The organism is Cyclobacteriaceae bacterium, from assembly GCA_030584025.1.
Classification (GTDB): Bacteria; Bacteroidota; Bacteroidia; order Cytophagales; family Cyclobacteriaceae; genus UBA2336.
Genome location: CP129487.1, coordinates 2939172 through 2960557, shown reverse-complemented (window position 1 = coordinate 2960557; position 21386 = coordinate 2939172). Strand labels below are relative to the sequence as shown.

Below are 21386 nucleotides of genomic sequence, written 5' to 3'. Positions count from 1 at the left end.
GTTGGGGTGACATTTTATTTTGGTAAACTCAGCCGGATAAGATTCAATACCGCTACCGATGACATGCGTATGTTGATCATACGGTCAGTGGAGAGTTGAAGTTTACGCGTAACGGTTTGGTGTTTATCTGAATAAGCAATCCAAACCGTGCCAACAGGTTTTTCAGGAGTTGCACCACCCGGGCCAGCAATGCCGCTGGTGGCAACACCAATGTCGGTATTGAACTTGGCGCGAACAATATTAGCCATTTCAATAATGGTGGGTTCACTAACGGCACCATGCTTTTCCAACGTTTCAGGTTTAACGCCAAGCTGACGCATTTTTATTTCGTAAGCGTACGGAATCATCGTGCCAAGAAAATATTCCGAGCTTCCGGGTATTGAGGTGATGAGATGCGACAAATATCCACCGGTACAACTTTCAGCGATTGAAAGCGTGAGTTTGCGATCACGCAACAACTGACCAATTACAGCCTCAAGCGGAGTTTCGTTGTAACCATAAATGTATTGCGATGCTAGCGGTTTTAGTTTTTCAACACACTCCTTTAATTCGGCATCCATCGCTTCAGCCGATTGCCCGATGGCTGTGAGGCGTAGCTTTACTTCACCCAGGCTGGGTAGATAGGCCAATTTTATATGCGATGGTAATGCATTTTCCCATGATGCAATTTTTTCAGCGAGAAAGGATTCACCAATACCAACCGTTTTAATGATCTGATGACGTATAGTTGGAGTTTGATATTTTTGAAGCAGCTGCGGTATAACGTTGTCCGTCATCATCTTTTTCATTTCGTGCGGTACACCCGGCATCGAAACGAAAACTTTATCACTACGATCGAACCACATGCCGGGAGCTGTTCCCAACTCGTTGCGCACTGCCTTGCAGCATTCTGGAAGTGCCGCTTGTTGACGATTAAGTTCCGTCAGTTCGCGGCCACGACTGGCAAAGAATGTTGTTACATCACGCAAGGCATCTTCAAATATCACAATCTTGCAGTTGAAATATTTCGCCAGACAAGGCTTAGTAAGGTCATCATTGGTAGGACCTAATCCACCAGTTATCAAAATAATGTCGGCACGTTTTTCTGCTTCCGCGAAAGCGGTAAGAATTTCAGATTCAATATCACCAACGGTAGTTCTTCGAACAACTTTTATCCCCACCTTATCCAGTTCTCCGCTTATCCAATGTGAATTTGTATCGAGGGTTTGGCCATACAGCAGTTCATCGCCTATGGCAATAATTTCAGCAAGAATTTTTTTCATAGTTGTAACGCGGACAAATATCAGATAAAAATTAAAAAATGGATATTTTGTTCGGGTGATTCCTTATCTTTTATCATAATTCCCGCATTATGAATCCGTTTTCGGCTCTGGATTGGCAAAAGAAAATTTACCTCTCAGGTTTTTCAGGAAAACTTCCGCTTGTTAAGATTGATCCGGTTCACCTGGAAGCAGCAGCTAAAGCGACTATGTCGCCACAAGCGTATGCCTACATTGCTGGAGGTGCCGGTGTGGAAAGCACGATGCGTTCAAACCTGAATGCGTTTGAATCCTGCAAGATTGTTCCGCGCATGTTGAAAAATGTAGGTGAGCGCGACATCAGTATAGAGTTATTTGGTAAAAAGCTGGCAACGCCTTTTCTGTTATCACCGATTGGTGTGTTGGAAATGGTTCATCCCGAAGCTGACCTGTCTGTTGGTCGCGCGGCAGCGCAATTAGGTATACCGTATATTTTTTCCAACCAGGCCTCGCGGCCGATGGAAGAAGTAGCCAAAGCGATGGGAAGTTCACCTCGATGGTTTCAGTTGTATTGGAGCAAATCGAATGAATTGGTAAAAAGTTTTGTACAACGCGCTGAAAAATGTGGTTGTGATGCTATTGTGGTTACGCTAGACACCACCATGTTGGGTTGGCGTACACGCGATCTTGAATTGGCGTACCTTCCCTTTCTTGAAGGAAAAGGAATTGCGCAATACACATCCGATCCGGTTTTTCAGCAGATGATGGATGAACCCGATACGCAAGAAAATGCTAAGCGTGAAATAACCTGGCAAACTTTACGAGGGCTTGTGAGCATGGTGAACCGATATCCCGGTAAGGGCTTTTTCAAAAAACTTAAATCCGGCCGACCGATTAAAGCTGTACAGAAATTCATCAGTACCTATTCCAATCCGTGCACCACCTGGGATGATTTAAAATTTCTGCGTGAGCAAACGAAACTTCCTGTTTTACTAAAAGGCATACTTCATCCGGATGATGCCCGAAAGGCTGTTGACTATGGGATGGACGGTATTGTGGTTTCCAACCACGGTGGCCGACAGATTGATGGTTCTGTTTCAACGTTTGAGATGTTGCCAGAAATTGTCAACGCTGTTAATGGACGCATTCCCGTAATTATTGATAGTGGCATTCGTGGAGGTGCAGATGCATATAAATGTTTGGCTATGGGCGCCAAGGCCGTTTGTATTGGAAGACCTTATGTGTATGGTCTTGCACTAGCCGGAGAGGAAGGTGTATATGAGGTTTTGCGAAATTTCATGGCCGATTTTGAGCTTACCATGGGCCTTGCGGGATGCAAGCATGTTTCCGAGATCAAGCGCGAAACACTGCGCTGAAACCCTGTAGGTTTTTACAAATTGTTGGGTAATTTGGAGCCCTTAAAGATAACGATTATGCGGTATTTGCTATGGATTTCAGCGTTTGTACTGGGTGCATGCACCTCAGCACAAATCAATCAGGCGTTGGGTGATTTGAATAAGTCGCTTGGCGGAGGTGAACTTACCACAGCTGAAGTGGCTGAAGGACTAAAGGAAGCTTTAGTTAAAGGAATTTCTACCGGTTCAGATCAGGCCTCGCAACTGGATGGTTACTTTAAAAATCCACAGATCAAGATTCCATTTCCACCCGATGTGAAAAAAGTAGAAGACAAGCTGCGTCAGATCGGCTTGGGCAATGAAGTGGATAAATTTGTCATGACTCTGAATCGCGGAGCAGAAGATGCTGCCAAAGAAGCAAAACCAATTTTTGTTAATGCGATCAAACAAATGACCATACAGGATGCGTGGGGAATTTTAAAAGGAGATGAGAACGCAGCTACTGAATACCTGAAGCGCACCACATCAGCCCAGCTTCGCGAAAAGTTTGCACCGGTTATCGCCAACTCACTAAATAAAGTGAATGCCACAAAATATTATGGGGATATCATTAATACGTACAACAAAATTCCATTGGTGGAAAAGGTAAATCCTGATTTGAATGATTACGCTACAACAAAAGCAATGGATGGATTGTTTTTGCTCATAGCGGGTGAAGAGAAAAAAATCAGGCAAGATCCGGTGGCACGTACAACCGAATTGTTAAAGAAAGTTTTTGGATACAACAAGTAAAAGATATAACTGAATTTGCGATATGGGATTATTCGAGAAACACAGCACACTATTGAATCAGGCGATTGATGCTTTACACAAACGCACATTCTTTGCCGCCTACCCGGAGCATCCTGCACCGGCAGTTTATGGTGAAACGGCTGATGCTGATGGACAAGCTGCTTTTAAAGCAGCATTGGGAAAGAAGTTTGAGTTATTGAAGCAGGCAGATGCGGCAGCGTGGATTGGTGTTGAAGAATCACCCTATACACAAGAACCTTTGGGTATTACCTATCCGGCTTTTTCAGTTGATACATTGATTAATCGCGCACAAAGTGCTTATCATGTTTGGAGGAAAGTCTCTGTTCAGGAACGAACCGGAATTTTGATTGAATCGCTGGAACGCGTTCGTGCCCGGTTTTTTGAAATTGCATATGCCACCATGCACACTACCGGTCAGGGTTACATGATGGCATTTCAGGCATCGGGTCCGCATGCTGCAGATCGCGCGTTAGAGGCCATCGCAGCAGGTTATGAAGAATTGCAACGATTTCCCTCCGCCACATTGTGGGACAAACCGATGGGAAAATTCAACATTCAGTTAAATAAAGAGTGGCGTGCCGTACCAAAAGGAATTTCGTTGGTTATCGGATGTTCGACTTTTCCTACGTGGAATACTGTTCCGGGACTTTACGCAAGTCTGGTAACAGGAAATCCTGTTATCGTAAAGCCGCACCCCGGTGCTGTATTGCCGATCGCGTTAGTGGTTGCAGAAATTCAGCAGGTATTGAGTGAGCAAAATCTTGATCCGAATATTTGTCAACTGGCGGTTGACGCATACGATAAGACGATCACTAAGGAATTGGCTGAGCACCCATCTGTTAAATTAATTGACTTTACCGGAAACAGTGCATTTGGAAGTTATCTCGAAGGCTTACAGGGCAAGGCTGTGTTTACTGAAAAAACAGGTGTGAATTCAGTTATTCTGGATTCCGTGGCTGATGCAGATAAAGTGGCTTCCAATCTTGCTTTTTCATTGTCGTTATATTCAGGCCAGATGTGCACCGCGCCACAAAACTTTTATATTCCTGAAAGTGGAATAAAAACAGCTTCCGGCACGGTAAGCTTTGAAGAGTTTGCGCAGAAATTGGTGGACAACATCAACAGCCTGGCCGATAACCCGAAGGCGGGACCATTTGTGTTGGGTGCCATTCAAAATAAGAACACGTGCACACGCGTGGCAGATGCCGAAAAGATTCCTGGCAAAGTTTGGGTTAAGTCGCGTGCTATAGAAAACCCGATGTTTAAAAATGCGCGTATCAATACACCCATTTTAGTGGAGGTTGATGCAGCGAAGAAGGAAATCTTCAGCAAAGAATTATTCGGCCCCATTGCGTTATTGATTAAAACCAAAGACACCGATCACGCCATTGCCTTAGCGCAAGAAATGGCGCTACATCATGGAGCTATTTCATGTGGAGCTTACACAACCGATAGTTCAGTTCGCGAAAAGATTGCAGATGCGATGGCGTTAGCGGCTACACCTGTATCGTTCAATTTAGTGGGGGGCATTTATATGAATCAAAATGCCAGCTTCTCCGATTTTCACGTAACGGGTGGTAATCCTTCGGGTAACGCGTCATTTACGAATCCAGAATATGTAATAAAGCGATTTACATGGGTTGGTCATCGTGAGCCGGTAGCTGCGGGTTAATAACCCTCAGTAGCTGTAGCGAGGCATTCGCAGGCCGCAAAGGGGAGGTGGATAGGGGCGACTGTGTCGCCCGCTTTAGATAATTTTGGTGTGTGCTATTCCTTCACGTAAAGCTTGGTTACAGATATAACTTAAGCCAATTGAGATGTTAAGAGGAGGGATATTAGTGTCCCTGTAATGGCAAGTTTACTATGCTGCGCAACTCAATTCTTCATTGGCAACCTCTCTTCCCAGGTCAATTTGTATGGAAGCTTTAGGTTTTGAGCGAGTTTGTCAAATGCTTCTCTAAATTCTCGTAAAGGTTCAATATTGCATAGTCCAGAAGCAGCAGAAAGCTTAATGTTCTTCCCATTGCAAGCCAATTGCTTGTCGGTAGGTTCGTTTCCACTCCTCCGTCTTTGTGTTGATATAAATAATCTGTCGGTCGTTAACTTGTCCGAGGTCTTTCATTTTTTTGTCTTGTCTTGCCGCCAACGTTTGTGTTTGCGCAGTGGTGGGACTTTGAAACGCTTCATTGTCCCACGTGACCAAACGTTGAACGAAGATAGAAACTTATAGAAACACCAAACCCCACCATTGCGCAAACATTTTGTTAGCAGCTGCTCTTTTTCTGTTATAGTTTAAATTTCTCAAATGCCTGTCCATCAAATTTATATGCTCCGTTTTCGTGAGTTCCAAGCCAAAGGTCACCATTGTTGTCTTTGAAAATGCTAAATAGCGTAATGTCTTGTGCGTTATTTTGAACGGGATAATGAGTAATTTTCGTTCCATCGTATTTCCAAACGCCACTGCGATAGGTTACAAACCACAAATTATTATTGTTGTCTTTAACTGTTGATAGGTACTCATTTAGACCACTGCTATTCTTTCCATCTAAACTGCCTATACTTCCATGTCTTGTATAAAACTTACTACTTTTTAAAGTTGTGCTATCGTAAACACTATAACGATTTTCGGTATTAAACCAAAAGTCACCATTTTTGTCTTCCGTAATTGAACGTACTCCGTTTGCACCTTCGTTACGAAATTCCGTTACATCTTCTTCTGTTATCCAATCAAACGATTTTCCATCATATCGGCAAACACCAACAGGGTTTGTACCAAACCAAATATTTCCTTTTATGTCTTTATAAATACTGTAAACTCCAAAAGGATTGGGCAGACTTGGTGGCTCAGGCAACTGCAATTTATGTAAACTTGTACCGTCATACCGATAAACGTAATTTTCTAAATCGTACGTATGTTTAAACCATAAATCTGTGGATTTAAGTTGCCAATCATTGCTGGAGATTGGAGCTAATGTTGTAAATGTATTTCCGTCAAACTTAACAATGGTCGGCTTTGAATAAAAGCTGGTGAAGTATATATTACCAGATTTATCTTGTTGTATTTCATCAACTCTATTGTTTGGCAAGCCGTGATTTGATGTGTAATTAATCAATGCCTTTCCATCAAATCTATAAACTCCTGTTTCCCAACTGCCAAACCAATAAACGTTTTTCTTGTCTTGGTAAACAACCATTATACTGTTTCCAAGTTCCTTTACTGTGTCGCCATTTACAATTTGGTTTGCAATATTTTTCTTATCAGTTGTCTGTCCATTGCACGATGTCAACAGAGTTAAAATGCTCAGAAATAAAAGTATGATTAATCTCATTATCGTTCTGTTTAATCTTTGAAATGTCCGGTCAGAGTTGCTGCTAACGTTTGTGTTTGCGATGTGGCCGGCTTCCGAAGCCGCGCGTTGTCCACGAAACCAAACGTTGGTTTTATAAAAATACTAAAATTTAACTGGTCGCCCGGCCATAGCGCAAACATGTTGTTGGTGGCTGGCTTTTAATCCCTAATTTCAAAATAGTTCTTAGTTTCGTCCACGGTTAAGTCAACTGTCGAGATAATTTTTGGTTCTTTGGTCGGCTTAAAGAAAATTAAATTCCATGCTGGCAAATTCTTTTTTCTTATGTCCAGGTCCCAAGTTTTATTTTGTCCCCTTAATCTTAAATAGCGTCCGCTTGCGGTAATTGTCTTAATACCTGCGGAGTCAATTTTCTCAATTGCCATTGCTTGATACCAATTACTATCGTCAGCCCCAATATAAAAATCTTCTTCTCCTTCATTCTTTTTCTTTTCGTCAATTTGTTCAGAAGTTGGATAGATTAAAATGGCACATTCGAAGTCTATTAAGTCATTTGTTTTTTCGTCAAATGAGTCTGTCGTTAAATAATTGTCCAACTTGAATTGCGCATCATAATCAAACTCATAAGTCGTGGTACTGTCAATTTCAGTTTTTAATGAGTCCGCTTGCTGTAAATTGGATGAAGTGTCTGCCGGTTTAGAGCAACTCAAAAGTCCAAGTGATATTATTGCTATAATTAGAAGTCTCATCTGTCCAAAAAAGCTTGCCACCAACGTTTTGTGTTTAAGATGCTGGCGCTTGCGAAGCCGCCAGTATCCGCGTGGGAAAACGTTGTTAAGCAAATGTATTAAATATTTGGTCGTCCACCGCCAGTAGCTTAAACACGTTGTTGGCGGTAGTACGCGTCCGCTTATCTCCTATGTCTTAACCCTAAGTCCTTTTGTTAATAATTGTCGGGATATGATAATTGTCTCAATTACTATTGCTAATGTTGTTACAAGAGATATTACCACTGTCGGCCACATTGTATCACTTACTGCAAGTGCCGAACAGACTAATGATAAAATTATTGTCCCAGTGAAACTCCGTTTGTAAAACTCGTCCACGTCTAATTTCTTTGTCACTAGATATTTTACTCCGGAAGTAATTAATATTGTCGGCAGTATCACTATCGGGACGAATAAAAGGTAAAGTCCGTCATTTTGAGAGTTCCCCCATTCGAAAAAGTCCAGCCTTAAAGTCGCCATGTACGCCAAATTATAGAAGGCAAGTCCTAATAATGTCTGACATATATAAAATAGAATGATTCTCATTTTAGGTTGTCTGATTTTTCTTGTCAGCGTATTACCGCCAACGTTTTACAATATGAAACGGTTGGGTTTTCGGAGCGCGTTCCTATCCACCGTTGGAAAAAGTTGGAGCGAGAACTAAAGCCTCGCAAACCACTGAACCCCAACTGTTTTATATTGTGTGTTGGCGGTTGTTAATATTCATATCTATAAATATAGTTTCCATAACAAACATCAAATCCTGGGTCAATTCCGAAATAGTAAGTTCTTTTTTCAATCAGTTTTTTATCAATGTAATCATTTTCCTCAATAATATTTTCTCCGTCTTGAATTTGAACTAATCGGTTTTGAGAATCATACTTGTAGGTTTTTAAATACATTAAACTGCCAGCTTTTGTCTCCTTTTTTTCTTCAGTCAATAAATCTCCAAAATATTTATAAGTCGTAATGTGGTGTTTTTCACCATTCTTGGTATAGTCAATCTTTTTAACAACCTTATCACCACTATACTCATATGTATTAAATCCACCCCAATATTCCCATTCTTTAACTAATTTATTGTTATCATATTCTCTCGGAGCTTCGTTTTCACTTGTGTTTGTTATTTGTCCATCAGTGTCATAGTCAGTGAATTTGTATAAAATATTAATTAGTTGGTTATCCTCATTATAAATATAGGTCATCTCAGTTTTTTTCCAATCAGTCAGATATATTTCTGAGGTTATCTGATTTTCTGAATTATATTCAAAAGTTGTCTCGCTATGAACCTCTCCATTTAGAATTGAGGTTTCTTTTATCAAATTAGCATTGTCATACTCGTATTCAACTATTCTTAAGGTATCATCTATTGAAGCTTGGCAGAATACTATCATACCACTTGGATTATCAAGTTCGGCAGGAATCAATAAGTCGTCATCTTTTGAACAAGATATAACTATCAGGAAAATTGATGTTAGTGTTATTATTTTTTTCATGTCAATCTAATCTTTATTTACTAATCTAAGATGAATATCACTGATTTGAGGTTGCGTTGCTGTCTCTTAATTACCGCCAACGTTTGTGTTTGCGATGTGGCCGGCTTCCGAAGCCGCGTGTTGTCCTACGAACCCAAACGTTGTTGTTTAAAATTACTAAAATTTAATTTGTCACCCGGCCATAGCGCAAACATGTTGTTAGGGGCTGGCCGCATTTACTCCAAATCTCTTACAAGAACCTTCAATTCGTCAAATGTCCGCTTAACATCAAGTAACATCTTTTCCTTGTTTTCTCCGGTCAGCCCTCTTTTTCTTTTGTTCTCAGTCACAAAAATTGTCGGCTTGTCGTCAAATATTATCTCTGTCACGATACAGTTTGTTTTTCCATGGCACTTGTAACAATTGTCGATTGATTTGTGCTTTGTATAATATTCTTTCCATTCGTCATTCGAGTCAAATGTTGCCTCCATCACGAATACTTTCTTCAGAGTCCCGTCTTTAATGAAATATAGAGTCTCTGTCCCCGCTGCTTCTGCGTCTGTTAAACTACTTATTAAAACAATTGAGTCCTTGTCGTAGTAACCTGTCACGGAACCTACAAATGTTTTGTCGATAGAACTCTTTGTCGTCAGTTTTCCTTTACTTCTTAATTTCTCAATTGTCTTTGCGTAGTTGTCTGTCGTCTGCGACCAACCTTGTCCCGATACCAAAAATGTCAGTGCTATTAGTAAACGTATCATTGTCCAATGCGGCTTGCCCCTAACGTTGGTGTTTATTTTGTTGCGGGTATAGGAGGTTTTAAAAATGGAGCGTAGCGGAATGTTAAAACCGACCTGCTCCGTCATTGTCCCCCGACACCGAACGAAATTAAGAAACAAAAACTACAACGCAACACTGCACCCCGCAATAAAATAAACATAGTGTTGTGCACCGTGCGGTCTGTCGAACGTTATAATGAAAACGAATCGTAGTCCACCGTTACGAATTTTATTTTGAAAACAGGTCTAAGTCCACCGTTATAGACAGACTGTACGGTGTCAACACGTGAGCGCGGGCAAATGCCGAAACTGTCCGCGGAACGAACTCTTGTCCACCGACTGTAAAACTCCGCGTAACCGAGTCCATTGTCTTTTGTTTTTCAGTCCGTCATTGTCTGCCGAAGCCGAAGTTGTCTCGCAGTCAGCAAACGTAATTGTGAAACTTGATTGTCGCGCGATGGCAGTGTGAACCTAAAACTTTATTGATTTCTTATCTGCCGTTATTGTCTGCGGAGACGAATTTATCTCGTTAACGTTGTCACCCGTTGCGTAGGACTTTTCTGTCCGACCGCATGGTGCACAACGTTTGGGTTTGGGCAGTGGCGGGAATAGGAGCGCTAAAAAATGGAGCTTTAGCGGAATGTTTAGCGCGACCTTCACGTCACAGTCCCCCGTGGGCAAACGTTGTAGCGAATATAAAACTTTTTACACTCTCGTCACCCCGCCATTGACCAAACCTGGTGTTGGGCGCTGGGCGGTTAGTCGACCGAAATTTTCTTCTCAAGTCTGAGTCTTTTGCTTAATCATTTTAGTCGACCCGAATCGCTATCGCAGTTGAAGTCAAGGTCGTGCTGACTGTCCAGTGAACACTTGTCTAAATTACTGTTTTACGTTTTTGTCCGCTTGGTCAAATGTTTTATTGAAGTCCCGAATTCTTTTTATTTTCTCCCCTTGTCCGAGGTTTGTGTATTCGGCCCACAGCATAACGTCACGAGGGTCATAAATGGCGCTCTCAATGTTCCTCTTTATTTTTTCCACGTCTTTGTCAGCCAAGAATAGAATGCAACGTATTATTCTGTCATGATTCAAGTAGTCAGTCTTGGAAAGTGCGTCCTTGAAAATTTTAAAAACTTCCGAAGCTCTGTCCCCAAAGTCTGATTCAATTCTTTCTTTTATGTCCTTAGTACTGATCATTAACTCTTCTCTATCGATGGACTCTTACCGCCTTGCGCCCAACGTTTGGGTTTGGGCAGTGGCGGGCTTAGGAGGCCTTAGCAATGGAGCATCGCGGAATGCTAAGGCCGACAAGGTCGTCACTGTCCGCAGTGGGCAAACGTTGTAGCGAAGATAACACTTTATACTTACACATCACCCCGCCATTGACCAAACCTGTTGTTGGCAGCTGCGCACACTTATGTAACTCTAAAATATCCAGCGTATCACAGTCACGAGTCCAATGATTGTTAAGATAACCACAGAGATTAGAACCCCAAATATTAAAACTGCACCAAAGTCCCAAGTTCCCTTTTGTTTTGTCCGCGGCATCCCAATTTTTTTCCTTCTAAATGTTGGAATGTGTCCAGTTTCTTTTTTACTCCATTCCTCAAATTGAGTCAGCTGTTGTTTGGCAAAGTTATTTAAGTTGTCTTTGTTACCTTGAAATTGAATGTCGCTAAGAATTTTCCAACCACTTTTGTTGACCGAGTCAAGGTAGATTGTCACAGCTTCGTCCATTTCTATTGTTCTATCTTTTTCCAAAAGAAAATATTGTCCTGCGTTGTCCTTAAAACCAATGCCTAAGTAAATATGTCCAAGTTTTGTTCGAAATCTTAATTCGTCTGGGTAGGTTTTAATCAGTCCGTGCAGTCGGTCAATTGCTCTTTTCTTTAATCCTTTGTCGAGGTCGTTGTCAACCCGTCCTATTTTTTCTTCGAAGTCCATCTCTGTCCAGTGTGCGTTGCTGCCAACGCTTGTATATAAAACGTGCCGGCACTCCAAATTAATAAATTAAAATCAACCGTGCCGGCATGTTTTATATACGTTGTTATGCACCGTTTTTATACCTGCTCTCTAAATGTTTGTCCTTATCAAAGGCTTTTGTTTCTATGTCGGCTAGAATGTCGGCAAGAGAGTAATTCAATTTTTTGGCCATCGGTTGGGCGTCATGAACCAATGAATACACATTTAATTTTTTGTCTGTCGCCAAATAATTCCCGTCCTCTAAGTCATAGAATGCATAATACGTCCGATTACCGAAATCAATGTCAAATATATTGTCCGGATTCAATTTCGATTTCAAATTGTCGTCAAGTCGTTCGAAGAACAAGTCTAGCTCGGAAGGTGGAAATTCCACTGGCGTCTTTTGAATGCTCTTAACTTCGATTCTTTTTAAATCAAATTCGTCAGCTTGATAATTTGAGTTTTCAACTCTTAGTCCCGCAAGATAATTATCGTTAATTATGAACTCTACATTGACAAAGTCATTTACCCTCTTTGAAAAAATTCTCTCTCCTGAAAGTCTGTAATTTTGTCCCCGTTTTTTAAAGTCATTCAGTGTCGTCCCGGGATATCCAATCGACATAAATTTGAATCCCGGGAACAAAGCCCAGTCACTCAAGAAGAATAAATTTGTTCTTCTTCTTTGTTCCTTGAGTTCGTGAAATTCCTCAGGTAAGCTATTAATCAGGCTATCCACCAACAAAGTCAACTCTTGTCGCTGAACCTTGTTTTTATAAGGTGGGAATACCAGTCCGAATATTTTTTGAAGTCCTGTCATTCAATTAAAAATGGTGCATAACGTTTGGGTTTGGGCAGTGGCGGGCGTAGGAGGCCTTAGCAATGGAGCATCGCGGAATGCTAAGGCCGACAAGGTCGTCACTGTCCGCAGTGGGCAAACGTTGTAGCGAAGATAACACTTTATGTTTACACATCACCCCGCCATGGACCAAACCTGTTGTTGTGGCCTGTGGGCTACACCGACACTATTTTTTAGATGTCTTTGAAGAATCAAACGTTATACCAACAACATATTTTTGTTTGACCTGTTGCCCTTTTATAGTTCCGGGTGTCCAGTCGGGACATTCCTTCATTAATCTAACAGCTTCCCTGTCACAATACTCATTTAGTCCTCTGACTACTTTTATTGAAAAGTCGTCTATTGAACCGTCTTTATTAATAACAAATTCTACGAAAACCTTACCGCTGATGACCTTCTTCTCTGAGTTCTTTGGGTAAATGAGATTGCTGTCAACATACTCTTTAAATTTCCCGAACCCTCCTGGGAATAGCGCGGGATTCTCCACGATAGTAAAAATTTCGTCTGATGACCATGTCGTATCAACTTTAAAAGTATTTTCAGTTGTTTCTTCTCTTATTTGTCTAGCGTTTATTTTGTCCAAAGTCTCACCGTTTATTTTTACTTTCTTTTTGTCAAGTGTTTGAAGTCCCCTAATCGTATAGTTGAATTTAAAAATGCAGTCGCACATAGCTACTTCAATGAACTCTTCTATTTCCCCCGTCTTTTTATTTTTAATTCTCGTTACCTCTGTTGAATAAATTAAGTTAAGTGTGTCATTTATTATTTTAATTTGCCCTTTTAAATTTCCGATGCAGTTAGCGTATGCTGTCAGATATATTTCTGTTACGTCATTTGTCTGAGTAACCATGTCTATAGTTGTACTGTCACCAATACATTCAGTCATGCAGTCGGAAAACTCAAACTTCTCTAGGATTTGTCCTTGGGATACAGTTAAAGTCGTTGTAAATAATATCGTAAATATCGTTCGTGTCATTCTCTATTTGCCCATTGGCCACAACGTTTGGGTTTGGGTAGTGGCGGGAATAGGAGCGCTAAAAAATGGAGCGAAGCGGAATGTTTAGCGCGACCTTCACGTCACAGTCCCCCGTGGGCAAACGTTGTAGCGAAGATAATACTTTATGTTTACACATCACCCCGCCATTGACCAAACCTGGTGTTGGGCGCTGGCCGCTAGTCTTCTTTTAATTCATTAAGTATCATCTCTTTATATCTTAACTTGTCATCAGTTAATAAGTCAGAGAGATTTTTGCTAATTATTTGGTCAAGTAATTCATCTACTGTCTTAGCAGGAAGAACTGTCTCGCCAACTGACGCGATTAGTCCAAAGGGAATTATTGCAGTCATTAGTATGACTGGTATTAATGACATTTTACTGAGAGCTGAATGAATGAACAATTCAGTTTGTCCAAAGACCAACCACAAAATAATTAACCCGACTCCTAATACAATAATCGTCATTAAGATAATTGAGATTAATGTCAGCTTTAGTGAGGGAACTTTAAAGTCTAAATAGTATGAAAATTTAATCCACTCTGTCCTTCTGCTTTTTCTCGGAAACAGTTTTGTTAAGTCGTCAGATGGTTTTATTGTCTCATTGTCAAAATATGCTTGAATATCTTTAAGAAGTATATGCTTTATGGTCTTACGGAAAAGTCGATTTGATGAAGATACGTATTGAATTATGTCGTCAACGGAAGATAATTCTTCGTCTACGTCAGAGTCCGTTAGTCCAAGAGTATCTAAATGTGTCGTTAGATTGTTCATGTCGTTAGCGGCTTGCGCCCAACGTTTGGGTTTGTTTAGTGGCGGATAAATCCAACGGATTTGTCCGCCTACACGAATATAAATAAACTTGTTTACACTACGGGCGACTGTGTCGCCCGCCATTAAACAAACCTGGTGTTGGCGCCAGTTAATCGCAAGTCCTTTCACTAAAGTCAAGGGTTTCAATTGATGTTGAAAGTTCTTTGATATTTACTCTAGTCCAAATGTCACCGTTCACCTTTTCAAATCTTAATAGTCCAATATTGTCAGCGATGATACATTCCTTTACTATGTTTTTGTCACTTGGGTCGTTCCAAATATATTTTCTCTGTCTTGAATAGTTATTTCCTTCGATTTGTATTCCTGTAAATGTAGAGTCTTGATAAACTTCAGTAAATCCATTTTTTATGTTGTCTAGGACGAACCAAACTTCAAAATACTGTTTTTCTTTTTGGTCATAGATATAATTTAATTGAAGCTTGGTCCAAATGGAGTCTTGTCCACTTATATACAGCATTTGCACGAAATCATGACAACTACAACCCGTGTCGGAAATGTATCTTGTAGTATGTTGCGCTCTTTTGTCATTAATGATGAAGTGTCTAACATTGCCCTGTTTGTCTGCGAAGCTAATTGTATCATTTAGTTGTCCGGGAAATAGGCTTAAATTCTCTGCCTTGAATTCTCTGCACTTAATCTCTTTCCAAAAGAGGTATCCGCAACTTGTTAATGAAAGAGTCAGTATTAGTAAGATTGCTTTATGTATCATTTCGTGTCAATTGTTGATTAATTGGCGCCAACGTTTTGTGTTTATTTATTTGCGGGAATAGGAGTGTTTGTTAAATGCGCAGCATGACAAACACGACCAACCACCGAAAGTATCCACCGTTGCAAGCTAAATTAAGAAACTGATTTAAATAAGGACACAAAACCCCGCAATTATTTAAACACGGTGTTGTGCGCTGTTTTCTAATTCAAGTTTTTAGTAAAGAATTTCTCTAGTTTTTCAAAAGGAATTTTATCCACTTTATCATATAGGTCTGTGTGAACAGAATCAGGAATGATCATTAATTCTTTTGGTTCATTAGCCGCTTTGATGGCATCTTCACTAAAGTATCTCGAGTGTGCATTTTCACCTGCTATGATTAAAATTGGTCTTGGTGAAATCTCTTTGATATAAGTTAAGATTGGCATGTTCATTAATGAAACAGGAGAAGTCACTGTCCATGAACTATTAGAGTTGATAGATCTTGGGTGGAAACCTCTATCTGTTTTGTAATAGTCAAAATACTCCTTAACAAATTGTGGTTCTTCACCAGACAAGTTATCAGGCAAACCAAGAGATGTTAACGCTGGTGAGCCATTCTCGGCATCAACCCACCGTTGAGCGCTAATTTGCTTTAACATTTTGGTGCGTTCTTCTGGCTTCATGCTATCAAAATAACCTTTAGCACTTACTCTCGACATGTCGTACATGCTGGTAGTTGCTACAGCTTTAACACGTTTGTCTACTGCTGTTGCATTTAATGCAAATCCTCCAAAACCACAGATGCCAATGATACCGATCTTCTCACGGTCTACATTGTTTTGAAGGCCAAGAAAGTCGATTGCGGCACTGAAGTCTTCTGTGTTAATATCCGGTGAAGCTACATTTCGTGGCTCACCACCGCTCTCACCTGTATAAGAAGCATCAAATGCTAAAGTGATAAATCCTCTGGCTGCCATTTGGTTGGCATATAATCCTGAAGATTGTTCTTTCACCGCACCAAAAGGTCCGCTGATAGCTAAAGCTGGTAATTTATCGGTTGCTTTATTTTTAGGAGTGTATAAATCACCGGCCAGTAAAATTCCATAACGGTTTTTAAATGTTACTTTTTTACGTTTTACATTTTCATTCAACTCGAATGTGTACTGTTCTAATTCTAATGTTTGATTCATTGCTTTTGAATTTTTAGTGTTTGTATTTTTTTGACTAAAGACATAGCCCATACTAAAGAGTAGTGCTATTACTAAAATTGATTTTTTCATTTTCCTTGTAGTTGATATTCATCATCGGTCACCGCTTCTTTCCAATCCACGATTCCTTTTTCAATATTCGGAACGATGTATAGTTGCTGTAGCCCCACTTCAGAGCTTGCCCCATGCCAGTGATTTACATTGGGTGGACATTTTACCACATCACCTTTTTTTATGATTTCGATAGGTTGACCTTCTATTTGGTGATAGCCAACACCATCGGTAATGATTAAAATCTGTCCGGCAGGGTGGCTGTGCCAGTTGCTTCTTGCACCTGGTTCGAAATACACATTACCTACTGCGGTAGTAAATATTGAGTCAGGTGCTACCAAACCATAGTTGTAAGCATTACCGGTAAATAATTCATTTGATCCTTTCTCCCCTTTAGGGAAAATTGCTGTTAGTTCTTTCTCTAAATTTTCCATTTCCTTTTCTGTTTTCTTTGTGTTCGCTTGGCAAGCCATAAGTAATAAGCAACCTCCTATGAGTATCGCGGTTGTCGTTTTATTTAAATGTTTCATTATCGGTTTGTTTAGCTATAGTGATTTTCAATGACCCTTTTACTTTGAAATTCTCCATTCCGCTTGTGATTTTACCAAGTGAAACTAATCCTGGAGCGTAAGGAAATGCTTCATAAAAGAGTGCCATGTTTCCCCAAGGAGAGTAGTAGGTTATATCTCCCATCGCAGCTTTAAATCCGGATGGAGCATTTTCTAATGATAACTTCTTAGGCAGCGTGGCCACTTTCTCCGTTTGCGCATAATCATCTAACGTTAGTGTAAGTGGTAATAGAGAAACAAAGTCTCTACTAGCAGGGTTATCGTATAAGATGGCTTCCGCCTTTTTGTCTCCAATTGTTATTATAAGTTTCATAATATGTTGATTGATGTGATAGCCACTTGCAGCTCCATCCAATCCGTTGATTTGGGAAAGGATGGTAATTATTAGGGTTGTGCAGATAGCTTTTATTTTGCTTTGTTGTTTGACTACAATGCAAATCTAAGGGAGCTTTTTACGATAAATGTTACACATAAATCGTATTTTGTGCCACAAATTACGTATTGAGTGAAATTAGACCATATATATGGAGAAAAGTGAGTTACAGAAAGTCTTGTTATTTGAAGCATCAGGTAAGATTGAGTTCCCGAAAAACTTTCTTGATCATTACCACACGCATATTTATTGCCATAGTGGGTTTATAGAATTTGGGTTTAGGGGTAGAACCCTCAAAGGTTCTGCGGGGGAGTTTGTATTCTGGTATGCGCATAGTGCTGTTTCGCAATTGGTGTTTTCCAATAACTTCACCGCTACGGTTTTATTGGTAGAGGAAAACTTTCTTAACGGCAATCTGCCTGACTTGAGTTGGAGTATTGATGTATTGGTGAGTACACGCGATAATCCAGTGCTACATTTCAATGAATTGAAGAACAAGGACAAAGTGATAAGCAACTTCCAACTGCTGTATGATAAATACATGGAATCAGACCATACCTTTTATGAAAATGTGGCCAGCACTCAAATGCAGATTTTTACGATGGAAATGTGGCATGTGTTTGCAGCTGAGTTTGAGCGAAACAAAAGGACGTTGCTCAGTGGTTCTATCTATGATCGATTTGTCCATCTGGTGCAAGAGCACTGCATGATCCAACGTGAGGTACAGTTTTATTCTGATAAACTGAATATCACACCAAAGCATTTAAATTTTGTGTGCAAACAAAATACAGATGTTTCAGCTTCCGAATGGATACAGCGCTTTGTTCGAGAGCGATTAATTATTTTATTGGAAAATGAGAATCTTGGCATTGCCCAAATTGCTGACATGATGGAGTTCTCCAGCCGATCTTTTTTTACGAGGTATGTGAAGAAGCTAATAGGCATCACGCCAACAGAATATAGAAGTCGAATGGGATAATTATTGAAATGACGTTGTGTGTGTGAAAATAGCGCACAACGTTTTGGGTTTATGACGGCTGCGGTTTTCGAAGCCGTCATTGTCCCCCGTGGGCAAGCGAAATTAATAAAACAAAACTATATTTTAGTGTATCACCCGCAGCTGGCATAAACCTTGTGTTACCGGCCGTGCGCGTCAATCGTCACTTAATTTTGCACTTATCTCAAGTCTACAGTTATTTTTCTTTGACGCGGACGGTCTCCATTATAAAAAAACGTTGTCTCAGTAACCACTTACAATCTGTTTTCTTGTCTTTATTTTTTTATTGTCCTTATAAAATGTCGCTTTTTTGGTGTTTAAGTCAAAATAAATGCTGTCAGTCGGGCGCTCAATTTTAAGTCTAACGTAAGGTCCAATAAAACTAATTTCAACCAAGTCTTTATTGTTTGGAATGATAAGAGTTGCGAGTCCGGTCATGTCAGTTGCTGTCCCTATGATTGGTGTATGGTCTTTTACAACAACATTAGCTCCCCGAATTATTTCTTGTCCAGCGACCAATTTAATTTTAATAGTGTCGGATGATTGTCCCAGAGCAACAGTCTCAGTTACAATAAATAAAATTGTCAGTAGTCTCAAATTCATTTTTCGTCTTTGCGCATGGCCGGTAACGTTTGGGTTTGGGCAGTGGCGGGCTTAGGAGGCCTTAGCAATGGAGCATCGCGGAATGCTAAGGCCGACAAGGTCGTCACTGTCTACCGTGGGCAAACGTTGTAGCGAAGATAAAACTTTTTACAGACTGGTCACCCCGCCATTGACCAAACCTGGTGTTGTGCACTGTGCGCCTTAGTTCCTCCATTCAATATAATCTGTCGGTTCGTCCGCATCGTCCCACTTAATTGTCATCGAGTCCTTTGTCACTTTTAACACTCGTCCTTTTTGAATGAAGTCGTTGTAATAAATTGTCAAAGAGTCTTTATCGAGTATGTAGGGCATTCTGCCGTCTCCGTCATAGTCCACGATATAAAAATGTTCTTTTTTTATCCAAAAGTCAGCGTGAGGTCCGTCTGGGTCTAACGTCCATATTCTAAAAAGTAATGCGGTGTCAACTGTCGGATTATTAATTATTGTTTTCTCGGGTCGTTTAACATTATCAACGTTCTCCAAGTCGGTGTTATATTCTGAAACTGTGTAAACAGTCCTGTCATCTTTGCCTAAAAGTTCATTATATCCGTGCAGCGTGTCCACCGTGTCCGACTTAGCAGTCGTCTCTAATTCACACTCATTAGTCTCATAGTTCCATCGTCCACCACGGTCGAGGCAAGAGTCTACCTTCAAAAACTTGTCAACCTTGAAGTACCCAAAGGTCAAACCGGTCGTTGTCAAAAGTCCGATGATTAATATTTTAGTTGTCCGTTTACTCATCTGTCCTGGCGCATTGTGCACAACGTTTGTGTTTGCGATGTGGCCGGCTTCCGAAGCCGCGCGTTGTCCCGCGAAACCAAACGTTGGTTTTATAAAAATACTAAAATTTAACCGGTCACCCGGCCATAGCGCAAACATGTTGTTATGGCGCGTTTTTCAACTGAGACTCCTTTCGAGTTCCTTGTTTACAGCGTCCCAGTCCGCGTCACCTATTCTATGATACGAAGCTCTTGATGGATGATTAATCCCAAAAACTTGAATTCCCTCAAATTGTCCACGTAGAAGTAGTGGTTTAGTTGAATTTGGTTTTGTTAAAATAGTCTCTTCAATATTACTCAAGCTCCTAAATGTCCCGAAGGACTCTGCTAAAATATTTCTGGGCTGAATTGTCTTGATAATGTCAACTAGGATATTTTTACAATAGTCAATAATTTTATTCTTGTTCTCCATCGATTCCAACGTATTTAAGTCGGGAGTTCTGAAAAATATTCTATTGGTTTTCACCGAGTCAATTAGAACTTTGTGTAGGATTTCACCTTTCAATATTTTTTCCCTAATCATCCTAGCTATCTTATAATCTTGGGCGGGGTCAATGTACTCGTGGATTTTGGGGATTTCGTAAAGTCCAGGCTCGTCCATTTGCCCACCAGGATTATCTCCAATTATCATTAATCTGGGATTCTGTCGTAGTGGGGAATAGAAGATTGAAAACTCTAGAGGTTTTTGTCTGAGTTGTATTCTCTCTTTTTTTACTTTTTCAATCAGTGCGTTACCCCACTCTGTCAGCTTGTCTTTGCTCATAAACTATTTCTCCAATGTCTGATAAATAGAGTTCTTCATCATGGTAGGCTGCTTCAACGTCAAACCGTTTGAGTTTGAAATTATAGATGCCCGCCTTACCGTTCAAGATTACTTTACCCCGTCCGTTACTGAATACATGACCAAGCCAATCGAATTCAAATTTTGAAATTATTTCGCCTGATTGACTTAGTAGGAGAGGTCTGTTAGTTATATTCTCATGGAAAATTATATAGTCCTCGTTCTCTTTAAAACTTTCTTTCCCAAGTATGTCTTCAATAAAGGAACATCTACTTTCTCCCTGATATTCAAATTCTCTGAAACCTTCTAAGCAAGGTTCAATGATAGTGTCACCATTTGAGTTTAATAGTCCGAAAACAATACCATATCGAAATGCAATTAAGTTGTCTGTCATTTCCCAAATTGCATGATACTCCTTTTTAAGAATTTCATTTCCAATGTCGTCCAAAAGTCCATATTTATTTTGAAACTGGAATTCTCCTTTGTCAACTGTTAGTGTGAACCTGTCGAGGAGTTTAATATTTTCTGCGTCCATGTCTGTAACTTTTACTGTCCCCGAAAAATGCGCCATAACGTTTGGGTTTGGGCAGTGGCGGGCTTAGGAGGCCTTAGCAATGGAGCATCGCGGAATGCTAAGGCCGACAAGGTCGTCATTGTCCACCGTTACCAAACGTTGTAGCGAAGATAACACTTTATGTTTACACGTCAGCCCGCCATTGACCAAACCTGTTGTTGTGGCCTGTTGGGCTTCGTCCATGATTGTCACACAACTCTTAGTTTTATTATCGATAATTTGAAGTCATAACAGTTGTCCTAGGGCTTTTACGGTCTGATTACTGTCGGGTAAAATGTTTTCCAATACCATAGAAGTCCAAAAGCAACAATGATGAACTCAGTCAAATAAACAATTCTCTTAGGGTT

22 protein-coding genes are annotated in these 21386 nt (G+C 40.3%); 4 read left to right on the top strand and 18 right to left on the bottom strand.

Annotated elements, in window-relative coordinates; genetic code table 11:
* Positions 1-14 precede the first annotated feature (14 nt).
* Complete coding sequence (locus QY309_13435) at positions 15-1262, bottom strand: competence/damage-inducible protein A (GenBank protein WKZ58870.1); 1248 nt, start codon at positions 1260-1262, stop codon at positions 15-17.
* Positions 1263-1351: 89 nt separating this feature from the next.
* Between QY309_13435 and QY309_13430 the strand changes: the two genes are divergently transcribed.
* Genes QY309_13430 through paaN form a run of 3 tightly spaced genes read left to right on the top strand, consistent with a single transcriptional unit; the run spans position 1352 to position 5078 of the window.
* Positions 1352-2614: a lactate 2-monooxygenase gene (locus tag QY309_13430; GenBank protein WKZ58869.1), complete on the top strand. Its 1263-nt coding sequence runs from the start codon at positions 1352-1354 to the stop codon at positions 2612-2614.
* Between the two features lie 57 nt (positions 2615-2671).
* On the top strand, positions 2672-3385 hold the full coding sequence (locus QY309_13425; protein ID WKZ58868.1) for a DUF4197 domain-containing protein: 714 nt from the start codon (positions 2672-2674) through the stop codon (positions 3383-3385).
* Between the two features lie 22 nt (positions 3386-3407).
* The gene (paaN, locus tag QY309_13420; protein ID WKZ58867.1) at positions 3408-5078 is read left to right on the top strand and encodes a phenylacetic acid degradation protein PaaN; all 1671 of its coding nucleotides are present in this window, start codon (positions 3408-3410) and stop codon (positions 5076-5078) included.
* A 336-nt stretch (positions 5079-5414) separates the two neighbouring features.
* Here the strand turns inward: paaN and QY309_13415 are convergent, their stop codons facing one another.
* The 13 genes from QY309_13415 to QY309_13355 all read right to left on the bottom strand — a co-directional run bounded on the left by QY309_13415 (position 5415) and on the right by QY309_13355 (position 17206).
* Complete coding sequence (locus QY309_13415; GenBank protein WKZ58866.1) at positions 5415-5609, bottom strand: hypothetical protein; 195 nt, start codon at positions 5607-5609, stop codon at positions 5415-5417.
* Positions 5610-5691: 82 nt separating this feature from the next.
* Positions 5692-6735, bottom strand: a complete 1044-nt coding sequence (locus QY309_13410) for a two-component regulator propeller domain-containing protein (protein WKZ58865.1) — start codon at positions 6733-6735, stop codon at positions 5692-5694.
* A gap of 179 nt (positions 6736-6914) precedes the next feature.
* Positions 6915-7484, bottom strand: coding sequence for a hypothetical protein (locus QY309_13405; GenBank protein WKZ58864.1), 570 nt, complete (start codon positions 7482-7484; stop codon positions 6915-6917).
* A 713-nt stretch (positions 7485-8197) separates the two neighbouring features.
* A complete protein-coding gene (locus QY309_13400; GenBank protein ID WKZ58863.1) occupies positions 8198-8977 on the bottom strand; it encodes a hypothetical protein in 780 nt (259 codons plus the stop codon).
* 215 nt (positions 8978-9192) lie between these two features.
* Entirely contained in the window at positions 9193-9567 is a 375-nt protein-coding gene (locus QY309_13395) for a hypothetical protein (protein ID WKZ58862.1), read from the bottom strand.
* 1590 nt (positions 9568-11157) lie between these two features.
* Positions 11158-11676, bottom strand: a complete 519-nt coding sequence (locus QY309_13390) for a hypothetical protein (GenBank protein WKZ58861.1) — start codon at positions 11674-11676, stop codon at positions 11158-11160.
* A gap of 103 nt (positions 11677-11779) precedes the next feature.
* Positions 11780-12511: a hypothetical protein gene (locus QY309_13385; protein ID WKZ58860.1), complete on the bottom strand. Its 732-nt coding sequence runs from the start codon at positions 12509-12511 to the stop codon at positions 11780-11782.
* Between the two features lie 205 nt (positions 12512-12716).
* Positions 12717-13436 carry an energy transducer TonB gene (locus tag QY309_13380; protein ID WKZ58859.1) on the bottom strand — a complete coding sequence of 240 codons (720 nt, stop codon included), beginning with the start codon at positions 13434-13436 and terminating at the stop codon, positions 12717-12719.
* Between the two features lie 287 nt (positions 13437-13723).
* The gene (locus QY309_13375; GenBank protein WKZ58858.1) at positions 13724-14485 is read right to left on the bottom strand and encodes a hypothetical protein; all 762 of its coding nucleotides are present in this window, start codon (positions 14483-14485) and stop codon (positions 13724-13726) included.
* Entirely contained in the window at positions 14466-15086 is a 621-nt protein-coding gene (locus QY309_13370; protein WKZ58857.1) for a hypothetical protein, read from the bottom strand. Before QY309_13370 ends, QY309_13375 begins: the two co-directional genes overlap by 20 nt.
* A 200-nt stretch (positions 15087-15286) precedes the next feature.
* Positions 15287-16345, bottom strand: a complete 1059-nt coding sequence (locus tag QY309_13365; GenBank protein ID WKZ58856.1) for an alpha/beta hydrolase — start codon at positions 16343-16345, stop codon at positions 15287-15289.
* A complete protein-coding gene (locus QY309_13360; GenBank protein ID WKZ58855.1) occupies positions 16342-16854 on the bottom strand; it encodes a cupin domain-containing protein in 513 nt (170 codons plus the stop codon). The genes QY309_13365 and QY309_13360 overlap by 4 nt, the downstream gene beginning before the upstream one ends.
* Entirely contained in the window at positions 16838-17206 is a 369-nt protein-coding gene (locus QY309_13355; protein ID WKZ58854.1) for a cyclophilin-like fold protein, read from the bottom strand. The genes QY309_13360 and QY309_13355 overlap by 17 nt, the downstream gene beginning before the upstream one ends.
* Positions 17207-17417: 211 nt before the next feature.
* Here QY309_13355 and QY309_13350 point away from each other — a divergent pair, with 211 nt between their 5' ends.
* On the top strand, positions 17418-18245 hold the full coding sequence (locus tag QY309_13350; GenBank protein WKZ58853.1) for a helix-turn-helix domain-containing protein: 828 nt from the start codon (positions 17418-17420) through the stop codon (positions 18243-18245).
* A gap of 261 nt (positions 18246-18506) precedes the next feature.
* On the opposite strand, the gene QY309_13345 is transcribed toward QY309_13350, so the two are convergent.
* From QY309_13345 to QY309_13330, 4 genes are all read right to left on the bottom strand, one after another.
* Positions 18507-18866, bottom strand: a complete 360-nt coding sequence (locus QY309_13345) for a hypothetical protein (protein ID WKZ58852.1) — start codon at positions 18864-18866, stop codon at positions 18507-18509.
* Positions 18867-19067: 201 nt separating this feature from the next.
* Positions 19068-19784, bottom strand: a complete 717-nt coding sequence (locus QY309_13340) for a hypothetical protein (GenBank protein ID WKZ58851.1) — start codon at positions 19782-19784, stop codon at positions 19068-19070.
* An 18-nt stretch (positions 19785-19802) separates the two neighbouring features.
* On the bottom strand, positions 19803-20447 hold the full coding sequence (locus QY309_13335) for a hypothetical protein (protein ID WKZ58850.1): 645 nt from the start codon (positions 20445-20447) through the stop codon (positions 19803-19805).
* Complete coding sequence (locus QY309_13330) at positions 20416-21036, bottom strand: WG repeat-containing protein (GenBank protein ID WKZ58849.1); 621 nt, start codon at positions 21034-21036, stop codon at positions 20416-20418. The genes QY309_13335 and QY309_13330 overlap by 32 nt, the downstream gene beginning before the upstream one ends.
* Positions 21037-21386: the final 350 nt, after the last annotated feature.

What these genes read in the sequence shown, in the direction of transcription:
- QY309_13435 (WKZ58870.1), bottom strand. Translation starts at nt 1,262, where the DNA reads ATGAAAAAAATTCTTGCTGAAATTATTGCCATAGGCGATGAACTGCTG.
- QY309_13430 (WKZ58869.1), top strand. Translation starts at nt 1,352, where the DNA reads ATGAATCCGTTTTCGGCTCTGGATTGGCAAAAGAAAATTTACCTCTCA.
- QY309_13425 (WKZ58868.1), top strand. Translation starts at nt 2,672, where the DNA reads ATGCGGTATTTGCTATGGATTTCAGCGTTTGTACTGGGTGCATGCACC.
- paaN (WKZ58867.1), top strand. Translation starts at nt 3,408, where the DNA reads ATGGGATTATTCGAGAAACACAGCACACTATTGAATCAGGCGATTGAT.
- QY309_13410 (WKZ58865.1), bottom strand. Translation starts at nt 6,735, where the DNA reads ATGAGATTAATCATACTTTTATTTCTGAGCATTTTAACTCTGTTGACA.
- QY309_13400 (WKZ58863.1), bottom strand. Translation starts at nt 8,977, where the DNA reads ATGAAAAAAATAATAACACTAACATCAATTTTCCTGATAGTTATATCT.
- QY309_13390 (WKZ58861.1), bottom strand. Translation starts at nt 11,676, where the DNA reads ATGGACTTCGAAGAAAAAATAGGACGGGTTGACAACGACCTCGACAAA.
- QY309_13385 (WKZ58860.1), bottom strand. Translation starts at nt 12,511, where the DNA reads ATGACAGGACTTCAAAAAATATTCGGACTGGTATTCCCACCTTATAAA.
- QY309_13380 (WKZ58859.1), bottom strand. Translation starts at nt 13,436, where the DNA reads ATGACTGAATGTATTGGTGACAGTACAACTATAGACATGGTTACTCAG.
- QY309_13370 (WKZ58857.1), bottom strand. Translation starts at nt 15,086, where the DNA reads ATGATACATAAAGCAATCTTACTAATACTGACTCTTTCATTAACAAGT.
- QY309_13365 (WKZ58856.1), bottom strand. Translation starts at nt 16,345, where the DNA reads ATGAAAAAATCAATTTTAGTAATAGCACTACTCTTTAGTATGGGCTAT.
- QY309_13360 (WKZ58855.1), bottom strand. Translation starts at nt 16,854, where the DNA reads ATGAAACATTTAAATAAAACGACAACCGCGATACTCATAGGAGGTTGC.
- QY309_13355 (WKZ58854.1), bottom strand. Translation starts at nt 17,206, where the DNA reads ATGAAACTTATAATAACAATTGGAGACAAAAAGGCGGAAGCCATCTTA.
- QY309_13350 (WKZ58853.1), top strand. Translation starts at nt 17,418, where the DNA reads ATGGAGAAAAGTGAGTTACAGAAAGTCTTGTTATTTGAAGCATCAGGT.
- QY309_13345 (WKZ58852.1), bottom strand. Translation starts at nt 18,866, where the DNA reads ATGAATTTGAGACTACTGACAATTTTATTTATTGTAACTGAGACTGTT.
- QY309_13340 (WKZ58851.1), bottom strand. Translation starts at nt 19,784, where the DNA reads ATGTTTGCGCTATGGCCGGGTGACCGGTTAAATTTTAGTATTTTTATA.
- QY309_13335 (WKZ58850.1), bottom strand. Translation starts at nt 20,447, where the DNA reads ATGAGCAAAGACAAGCTGACAGAGTGGGGTAACGCACTGATTGAAAAA.
- QY309_13330 (WKZ58849.1), bottom strand. Translation starts at nt 21,036, where the DNA reads ATGGCGCATTTTTCGGGGACAGTAAAAGTTACAGACATGGACGCAGAA.